Origin of the sequence: Pseudoalteromonas sp. NZS37 (genome assembly GCF_015864265.1) — a bacterium.
Classification (GTDB): domain Bacteria; phylum Pseudomonadota; class Gammaproteobacteria; order Enterobacterales; family Alteromonadaceae; genus Pseudoalteromonas; species Pseudoalteromonas arctica.
On the sequence record NZ_JADYXL010000016.1, the window covers coordinates 26,444 to 36,332 of the forward strand.

Here is a 9,889-nt window from a genome sequence, read left to right on the forward strand (position 1 = left end):
CAGCCTTTTTTATTTTACAGTAAGATTATGAATCTAACTTGTATAAACGCAAATGTAATTAACCTACGTTTTTACGTGCGTTACGGAACATACGCATCCACGGGCTATCCTCGACCCACTCATCAGGATGCCAAGAGTTGGCAACGCTTCTGAATACACGTTCTGGATGCGGCATCATTACAGTGGCGCGACCATCAGTTGACGTAATACCTGTAATACCTTCTGGAGATCCATTAGGGTTAGCTGGGTACTGCGTTGTAGGGTTACCGTAGTTATCTACAAACTTAACCGCTACAGTGCCGCTATTAAGCGCCGCTTTAGTGGCTGCATCGTTTGCAAACTCAGCATGACCTTCACCATGAGAAACCGCTATAGGCATACGCGAGCCAGCCATTCCGTTAAAGAACACTGATGGATTTTCTTGTATTTCTACTAAACTAAAGCGTGCTTCAAAACGCTCTGATTTATTAGTTACAAAGCGCGGCCAATGTTCTGTGCCAGGGATCAACTCTTTTAACGTTGATAACATTTGGCAACCGTTACATACACCTAAACTAAAGGTATCTTCACGGTGGAAGAAGTTCTGGAACTGATCGCGTGCCATGTCGTTAAACAAAATAGACTTAGCCCAACCTTCACCCGCACCAAGTACGTCACCGTATGAGAAACCACCACAGGCCACTAAACCTTTAAATTGTTCTAGTGTTAAACGACCTTCTAAAATGTCGCTCATGTGTACATCAACGGCTGCAAAACCTGCGCGATTAAACGCTGCCGCCATTTCTAAATGAGAGTTAACACCCTGCTCACGTAAAATAGCCATTTGCGGTTTAGCACCGGTTGCAATGTATGGTGCAGCTATATCTTCGTTTAAATCAAAGTTAAGTTTTACGTTTAAGCCTGGATCTTTTGCATCAAATTTTGCATCAAACTCTTGCTTAGCACATTCAGGGTTATCACGGCGTGCTTGCATTTGATACGTTGTTTCAGCCCAAATAGTACGAAGATCAGTACGCGTATGATTAAGTACCGTATTTTCGCCACGGTTAAATATAATCGTATCATCACTGTTAAGCGTGCCAATGTTGTGGCTAATTGCTGCTATACCATGTTGTTCAAACACCGCATTTACTGCATCTAAATCAGCATTTGCTACTTGGATTACGGCACCTAGCTCTTCGTTATAAAGCGCTTCAATGTCAGAGCCTGTTAAACCAGCTAAATCAATCGTTACACCGGTATGACCCGTAAACGCCATTTCAGCTACTGTGGTAAATAAACCACCGTCTGAGCGGTCATGATAAGCAAGTAACTTACTATCAGCCACAAGCGCTTGCATTGCGTTATAAAAGCCTTTTAATAACTCTGGGCTATCAACATCAGGTGTTACATCACCCAATTGCTTATAAACTTGCGCAAGGCTTGATGCGCCCATGCGGTTTTTACCCGCACCTAAATCAACTAATATAAGCGATGTGTCGCCTTTATCTGTGCGCAGTTGTGGCGTTACTGTTTTACGTACGTCGTCAACACGACCAAACGCAGTTATAACCAGTGAAAGCGGCGATGTTACTGACTTCTCTTGTGAGTCACCTTCATCTTTCCATGTCGTTTTCATTGACATAGAATCTTTCCCCACTGGAATCGTTAAACCAAGCGCAGGACAAAGCTCTTCCCCTACAGCTTTAACAGCTTCATATAAACCAGCATCTTCACCTGGGTGACCCGCTGCTGCCATCCAGTTTGCCGATAACTTAATGTTTTCAAGGCTACCGATGTTTGCACAGGCAATATTAGTTAACGACTCAGCTACCGCTAAACGAGCAGATGCACCGTAATTAAGTAATGCTGCAGGAGTACGCTCACCAAGTGACATAGCTTCACCGTGGTAAGTATCATACGTTGCCGCAGTTACTGCACAGTTAGCAACAGGTACTTGCCAAGGACCGACCATTTGATCGCGCGCTACTAAACCCGTAACTGAGCGATCGCCGATTGTTATTAGGAATGTTTTTTCTGCAATGGCTGGTAAACGCATTAAGCGCTGCGCTGCATCTGCTGCATTTATTAATGTAGTATCAAGCGCTTTACCAACAACTTGCTTTGACGTTACATCGCGGTGCATTTTAGGTGCTTTACCTAATAATACGTCCAGCGGTAAATCAACAGGGTTATTTTCAAAATGGCTGTCTGACACTGTTAAGTGAGGTTCAGCTGTTGCTTCACCAATAACAGCGTACTGGGCACGTTCACGCTTACAAATTGCTTCAAAGCGATCAAAGTCCTCTACGCCAACAGCGAGTACATAACGTTCTTGTGATTCATTACACCAAATTTCGTGTGGTGCCATGCCTGGCTCATCGTTAGGAATGCTACGTAATTGGAACTTACCACCACGTCCGCCATCATTAACAAGCTCAGGAAACGCATTTGATAAACCGCCAGCACCTACATCGTGGATGAATGCAATTGGGTTTTCATCACCTAGCTGCCAACATTTATCGATAACTTCTTGGCAACGACGTTCCATTTCTGGGTTTTCGCGTTGTACTGAAGCAAAATCTAAATCTTCGTTTGATTGACCTGAAGCCATGCTTGATGCAGCACCACCGCCTAAACCAATGTTCATTGCAGGTCCACCTAACGCAATTAATTTAGCGCCAACAGGAATATCGCCCTTTTGAACATGATCAGAGCGAATATTACCTAAACCACCGGCAAGCATAATTGGTTTATGGTAACCACGTACTTCTTCGCCATTATGGCTTGTTACTTTTTCTTCGTAAGTACGGAAGTAGCCTAATAAGTTAGGACGACCAAACTCATTATTAAATGCAGCGCCACCTAGTGGACCCTCTGTCATTATATCAAGCGCGTTAACAATACGACTCGGCTTACCAAAATCGCTTTCCCATGGTTGCTCGTAACCTGGAATACGTAAGTTTGATACAGTAAAGCCAACTAAACCTGCTTTTGGCTTAGAGCCACGACCAGTTGCGCCTTCATCGCGAATCTCACCACCAGAACCTGTAGCCGCACCAGAGAATGGCGCAATAGCTGTTGGGTGGTTATGAGTTTCAACTTTCATTAGTATTTCAATGTCTTCTTGATGATACGCATATTCACCTTGCGCATTTGGGAAGAAGCGACCCGCTTTTGAGCCTTTCATTACTGCCGCGTTATCTTTATACGCCGACAATACATTTTCAGGATTTAACTCAAACGTATTTTTAATCATTTTAAACAGCGATTTTGGCTGCTCTTTTCCATCAATTGTCCAGTCAGCATTAAATATTTTATGGCGACAATGCTCTGAGTTTGCTTGTGCAAACATAAACAATTCGATGTCGTTAGGGTTACGTCCTAACTTTATAAAGTTTTCTACCAAGTAATCTATTTCGTCATCAGCAAGGGCAAAACCTTGCTCAACATTAGCTATTGCTAATGCTTCGCGTCCGCCGCCTAAAATATCAACAGACGACATTTGGCGCGGTGCATCACTGCGAAACAGTTGTGCAGCATCTTCAAGCTCACTATGCGTGGCTTCGGTCATACGGTCGTGCAATAACGCAATTACTTGTGCAAGTTGTTCTGCGTTTAAGTCACCTTCAACATAATAAGCAATACCGCGTTCAACACGGTGAACCTGTTTTAAACCACAGTTATGGGCAATATCGGTTGCTTTAGATGCCCAAGGTGAAATGGTACCTGGGCGAGGTGTAACAAGTACAAGTTTGCCAGCTGGGGTATGCTCAGCAATATTTGGACCGTAAGTTAATAGTTTTTCAAGCTTGGTTTGCTCGGAGCTACTCAACGGCGATGTTAAATCGGCAAAGTGAGCATACTCGGCGTATACGTTAGTGACTGGAAGTTGCGATTGTTGGCAACGCGCTAAAATTTTATTAACTCTGAACTCTGACAGTGCTGGTGCACCACGTAGGATCAACATAGGTAATTTCATCCGGGGTTAGGGATTGAACGATATTTTAGGCACGCATTATAGTCCAATTAGCATTCAGATTTAACTCAAAATTACGCTTTTCATAAAATTAACTTTTTAGCTTTATTTATAGCCTCTTTTGGTTAATAAAATAAAACGTAAAGTGACGCGATAGCTTAGTTTTGCTATAACAGTGGCTGGCGAGCTTAAGGGGCACTCAATGTTGAAAGAAAAACTAATAATAATCATTACTTTAGTTATGCTGTTATGTGCATGCGATATGCAAGAGCAGCCAACTCAACTCGCCCAAATAAAAGAACACAATAAAATACGTGTGGGTACCCTTGCCAGTGCTAGTAATTATTATCAAGCCGTTCAAGGTGAGCAAGGCTTTGAATATGAGTTATCTCAAGCCTTCGCTGAATATTTAGGTGTAGAGCTTGAAATAGTCCCTTTCTTTAACTTATCTGACATGTTTGAACGCCTTGAAAGCGGTGATTTAGACTTAATAGCGTCAGGACTTACCTATAATAAAACCCGTGCAGAGCAATACCGTTACGGACCAACTTACAGAACAATCAGCCAAAAGTTAGTTTATAAACAAGGGCGCGTTCGTCCTCGAGAGTTTGACGATTTAGATGGCAACTTTACGGTTATAGCTAAAAGTAGCCACTCGCTTACTCTACAAAAAATGAAGAAGAACAATCCAGATCTCACTTGGATAGAAAGCGAAGAGTTTGATGAAGAAGAACTACTTCAAGCAGTTATTGATGGCGAGATAGATTACACACTCGCTGATACGCATACGCTATCGCTGTTTCGCCGTTATCACCCAAATTTAAGCATTGGTTTTTCAGTTAGCCATAACGACCCGATTGCATGGATACTTAATAAATCTAAAGACGACTCTTTATATGCGTTGTTGGTGCCATTTTTTGGTGACGTTAAGCAAAGTAACCAGCTCTATGTACTTGAAGAAAAATACTTTGGTCACGTACGCCAATTTAACTATGTAAATACCCTTGCTTATATCGAAGCAATTAAAGAAACCTTACCAACATACCAGCCATGGTTTGAACAATATGCAGGTAGCCTTGACTGGCGGTTATTAGCGGCACTAAGCTATCAAGAATCTATGTGGAATCCTCGCGCTAAATCACCAACAGGTGTGCGCGGCATCATGATGCTAACTCGCAGTACAGCCAAACAAGTAGGTGTTACTAACCGGTTAGAACCAGAGCAAAACATTCGTGGTGGCGCTAAATACTTAAGCAAGCTTATTAAACGTATTCCTGACCGTATCCCGCAACCCGACCGCACATGGCTTGCTTTGGCCGGATACAATGTAGGTTGGGGGCACGTTAACGACGCACGTATAATTACCGAACAGCAAGGCGCAAGTCCTGACAAATGGGCTGATGTAAAAAAACGCCTACCGCTATTAATTAAAAAGCGCTATTACCGTAAAACTCGCTACGGTTATGCCCGAGGCGATGTAGCTGTTAAATATGTCGATAATATTCGTCGCTATTACGATGCACTTGTTTGGCTAGATGAAAATGATGCTATTGCTGCAGAGCCTGAGCCAGAACCAATTACAGAGTTGAGCACTGATACTGAGCTAAAACTAAACGAAAAAAGTGAAGTAAAAAGTAAGGCAGATGAAGCTCAAACAGAAAAACAACAACCTATAATCGAACCCGAACAGTCGAGTGAAAACAATGGCTAAGATTAATATAAGTACCCGTTTATTGAGTATGTCAGTAAGCAAAATTTAAGTAAATTAAATATCTGTTTACTTGTCACCAAATGATCACTAATGTGTGTTAATTGTATATCATTATTTTATAAGATATACCCGTGCCTTTCTCACTCTTGCATTAGGAGAAAACATGCTAAAACGTAGACGCACACAAAGATTAAAACGCAATGTCATTTATTCAACGGCCACACGTCGTCGTGTTATGTTGCGAAAACTACACAAAAAAATCATCTGGCGTCGCCGAATGTTTGCTATGCAGCAAATGGCTGAATCAGAAATAGAGCCAATCGCTAGTTAGCTTTAGTTAGGCTTATTTATTTGTTCATCACGAGCAGCTTTCTTAGCTGCTTTAATTTGCGCTCTTCTACGTTTAAAAAAATTCGAAATAGTATCACCGCACTGCTGTGCCAAAACACCACCACACACCTCAACTTGATGATTTAACTTAGGCTCTTGTAATAAATTCATAATTGAACCCGCAGACCCTGTTTTAGCATCGACTGCTCCAAATACTAAACGCTTTATTCTGCTATGCACTAACAATCCCGCACACATAGAACAAGGCTCTAACGTTACGTATAGGGTGCAATCAATTAAGCGGTAATTGTTAAGGACTTTTCCAGCTTCTCGCACTGCAATCATTTCGGCATGGGCAGATGGGTCATTATCCGTTATTGAGCGGTTATACCCGACTGAAACTAGCTGGTTATCTTTGACTACAATTGCTCCAACCGGAATTTCATCAAGCAGCTCTGCTTGCTTTGCATACAAAAGCGCTTGTTCCATCCAGTAGGAATCATCAAATGGTTCGTTCATTATTTCTACTTAAATAGCCTTTTATGCTGTAATTATACCTAGTTAGCACTCTAAAGTGCGCCATTCATTACTTTATTCCAAAAATAAAACAATATTTACCCGTTTGTAATGGCTCACTCGTGCTGATTTACGCTATAATCTCACGCTTTTTTTATTTAGCTCACAACACGGGTAGCAAATGAAATTTCCTGGACGCCGCAGGCATAAACATTATTTTCCAGTGGAAGCCAAAGATCCACTTACCAATCAACTTAACGCAACAGAGCGATTACAACGTAGTTATATTACGGGTATCGATCAGATCGTTGTTGATATAGAGGCAAAAGTTGATCAAGCTTTCCTTGACGAATTTCAACTACGTAGGGGGATGTCGCAAGTTATTGATAGCGATACAACAAACGCCTTATACGATCGTTTAAAATTAAACAATATGGTTGATTTTGAGTTTGCCGGTGGAACCATTGGTAACACTATGCACAACTACTCTGTACTTGCAGATGATCGCTCAGTTTTATTAGGCGTAATGAGCGAAAATATAAAAATAGGTAGCTACGCTTACCGTTTTTTATGTAATACCTCAAGCCGTGTAGACTTAAACTACCTTCAACCAGTTGATGGGCCTGTAGGCCGTTGTTTTACATTAATTGATGAAACCGGTGAGCGTACTTTTGCAATAAGTGCAGGCCTAATGAATCACTTACGTCCTGAATCTATCGATAAAGACCTTATTGAGAATTCATCAGCGTTAGTGATTAGTGCCTATCTTATGCGTACTCAAGGTAGCGAAACAATGACTGAAGCCACTATGCAAGCGGTAAAATACGCTAATGACGCAGGTGTGCCAGTTGTGCTTACACTCGGTACTAAGTTCTTAATTGAACAAGACCCTACTTGGTGGGCAAACTTTGTTGAAAAGCATGTTGATATTCTTGCTATGAACGAAGAAGAAGGTTTAGCTATTACAGGTTTTGAAGATCCTCTTCTAGCTGCTGATAAAGCACTTGATTGGGTAGACTTAGTTATTTGTACCGCTGGCGAAAAAGGCTTATTTATGGCCGGCTACGTAGACGAAAGCTTAAAGCGTGAAACCGAATACCCGTTACTACCAGGCGCCATACCTGATTTTAACCGTTACGAATTCTCACGAGCTATGCGTAAAGATGAGTGTGATGAACCTATCAGAGCATATAGTCATACGGCCCCATTTATGGGTGGACCTGATTCAATCAAAAACACCAATGGTGCAGGTGATTGCGCACTTGCGGCTGTACTACATGATTTGTCAGCGAATGTTTACCATAAGCTTAATGTGGCAAACTCAGCTAAACATCAGCAACAAGCTATTACTTACTCGTCACTATCGCAAATTAGTAAATATGCTAACCGAGCGAGCTATGAAGTATTAGTTCAGCACTCTCCGCGTTTATCTCGTGGTTTACCTGAACGTGAAGATTGTTTAGAACAAGTTTATTGGGAACAATAAATAACGGTGGGAGCAATTATTGCTCCCTATCTATTTCCTAAAAAATAGAAATATCGAGCTTTTTAGATAGCAGTTCCAGCGCTGCAATTCCTGCAACCGAATTACCAAATGAATTGAGCCCCGGAGAATAAACAGCTACAGTAAACTTATTTGGTAACACAGCTAAAATAGTTCCTGACACTCCCGACTTACCTGGCATGCCCACTCTGTAACCAAAATCACCCGCAGCATCATATAAACCACTCGTGAATAAAAGCGAATTAAGCTGTTTATTCTGACGACTACTTAAAACACGATTGCCCGATCGATTATCAACACCTTTATTAGCTAAAAAATTATAAGCTTTTGCTAATTCAATACAGTTGAGCTCAATAGAACAAAAATTAAAGTAAGCCCACAAAACATCATCTACTTCGTTTTCAAAATTACCAAACGATTTCATCAAATGCGCCATCGCAGCATTTCGGTGTCTGAACTCATACTCTGAATTAGCGACTTTTTTATCAATTACTATGCCTCTATTACCAGCTAATAACCTGAAGGTTTCGAGCATAGAATGCATTGGCGCAGATAAGCGGCTGTATAATGCATCACACGTTACAATTGCGCCTGCGTTGATGAATGGGTTACGAGGAATCCCCTTTTCAAACTCAAGCTGTGTAAGCGAGTTAAAGGCTGTGCCTGAGGGTTCCTTTCCGACTCTATGCCAAAGTTCATCACCATAACGCTGTAGTGCCATAGTAAGTGTCATAACTTTAGAAACTGATTGAATAGTGAAGCGTTGAGAACAATCCCCCGCACATACAGTTTCACCATCAGTTGTATAAATAGCGATAGAAAATTGTTCCGGATCAACCTCGGCAAGCGCCGGTATATAATCAGCTACTTTCCCTTGTGATAATAAAGGACGTACTTCATGTGCTATTTCATCAAGCACCTTTTGGTAATCAGCTGTAGGCAATCTAGACCTCTATATCGTCATTCATAAAAATTGGATTTTAACACGCGCTATTAAGTGCACCTAGTTTTGTTGTCGAATTTAACGGTGAGATTTTACTAAATTTAAATAGAAAAAAACGTCACATTACTGTATCTGGTTTCTCTTAATTAAATCCTGGTAATGTCATGATGCCCACTGCGGTGAAGAGTTGTAGTGCAAATGCTACGAACTCATTGTCGAGCGGAGATTTTTATGATTTTAGCGTCGGGAGTCGCTACGCTCGCCCGACCTACGTGATAGGTGTTGATGTATATGTATGTTAATTTGCGAATTTTACTTTTCTACAATTTGAGGTCTGTGTGCTACGCACAGCGGTAGAGGGGCATATAACAAATGCTACACTATTGTTAGCCTTCAAGCTGTTTTGTTTAATGTATAGGAATACAAATGCCGTAGAGCACATGATATGTAGGAGCGACAACTACTGAGATCGGTCTGGGCTTTTGGCTATTTATTAAAGCCCAGACAGCAAAAAACCCGTTACATTGCTGTAACGGGTTTCTCTTAATTAAATCCTGGTAATGTCCTACTTTCACATAGCAAATGCTACACTATCATCGGCGCTGTTTCGTTTCACTACTGAGTTCGGCATGGAGTCAGGTGGGTCCAAAACGCTATTGTCACCAAGAAAATTCTTTTCAATTTTCTTATTTTTAATTATTAAGATTAAAGTCCTTCGACTGAATTTGAAGCCTGGTAATGTCCTACTTTCACATAGCAAATGCTACACTATCATCGGCGCTGTTTCGTTTCACTACTGAGTTCGACATGGAATCAGGTGGGTCCAAAACGCTATTGTCACCAAGCAAATTTGGGCGTTAATCCGTATCGCTACGCACTAACTGAATTTGGAAAATATCTGATAATATTTTTTAAGTCTTTCTAAGT

Annotated in this window: 6 protein-coding genes and 2 rRNA genes; 3 read left to right on the top strand and 5 right to left on the bottom strand. The window is 41.3% G+C overall.

Annotated elements, in window-relative coordinates; translation table 11 throughout:
• Window positions 1-58: 58 nt before the first annotated feature.
• Window positions 59-3,949, bottom strand: a complete 3,891-nt coding sequence (gene purL / locus I6F47_RS19495) for a phosphoribosylformylglycinamidine synthase (protein WP_165722904.1) — start codon at window positions 3,947-3,949, stop codon at window positions 59-61.
• Between the two features lie 211 nt (window positions 3,950-4,160).
• Between purL and mltF the strand changes: the two genes are divergently transcribed.
• Together mltF and I6F47_RS19505 are read left to right on the top strand one after the other, a co-directional pair.
• On the top strand, window positions 4,161-5,669 hold the full coding sequence (gene mltF / locus I6F47_RS19500) for a membrane-bound lytic murein transglycosylase MltF (RefSeq protein ID WP_101217691.1): 1,509 nt from the start codon (window positions 4,161-4,163) through the stop codon (window positions 5,667-5,669).
• Window positions 5,670-5,832: 163 nt separating this feature from the next.
• On the top strand, window positions 5,833-6,000 hold the full coding sequence (locus I6F47_RS19505; RefSeq protein ID WP_007584688.1) for a hypothetical protein: 168 nt from the start codon (window positions 5,833-5,835) through the stop codon (window positions 5,998-6,000).
• Between the two features lie 2 nt (window positions 6,001-6,002).
• On the opposite strand, the gene tadA is transcribed toward I6F47_RS19505, so the two are convergent.
• Window positions 6,003-6,518: a tRNA adenosine(34) deaminase TadA gene (tadA, locus tag I6F47_RS19510; RefSeq protein ID WP_033026952.1), complete on the bottom strand. Its 516-nt coding sequence runs from the start codon at window positions 6,516-6,518 to the stop codon at window positions 6,003-6,005.
• Between the two features lie 178 nt (window positions 6,519-6,696).
• Between tadA and I6F47_RS19515 the strand changes: the two genes are divergently transcribed.
• Window positions 6,697-8,001, top strand: coding sequence for an inosine/guanosine kinase (locus I6F47_RS19515; protein WP_010554383.1), 1,305 nt, complete (start codon window positions 6,697-6,699; stop codon window positions 7,999-8,001).
• 37 nt (window positions 8,002-8,038) lie between these two features.
• Here the strand turns inward: I6F47_RS19515 and glsB are convergent, their stop codons facing one another.
• The 3 genes from glsB to rrf (I6F47_RS19530) form a co-directional block, all read right to left on the bottom strand.
• The gene (gene glsB, locus I6F47_RS19520; RefSeq protein ID WP_007584683.1) at window positions 8,039-8,962 is read right to left on the bottom strand and encodes a glutaminase B; all 924 of its coding nucleotides are present in this window, start codon (window positions 8,960-8,962) and stop codon (window positions 8,039-8,041) included.
• Window positions 8,963-9,514: 552 nt separating this feature from the next.
• A 5S ribosomal RNA gene (gene rrf, locus I6F47_RS19525) occupies window positions 9,515-9,629 on the bottom strand.
• Window positions 9,630-9,692: 63 nt separating this feature from the next.
• Window positions 9,693-9,807, bottom strand: a 5S ribosomal RNA gene (gene rrf, locus I6F47_RS19530).
• Between the last annotated feature and the right edge of the window lie 82 nt (window positions 9,808-9,889).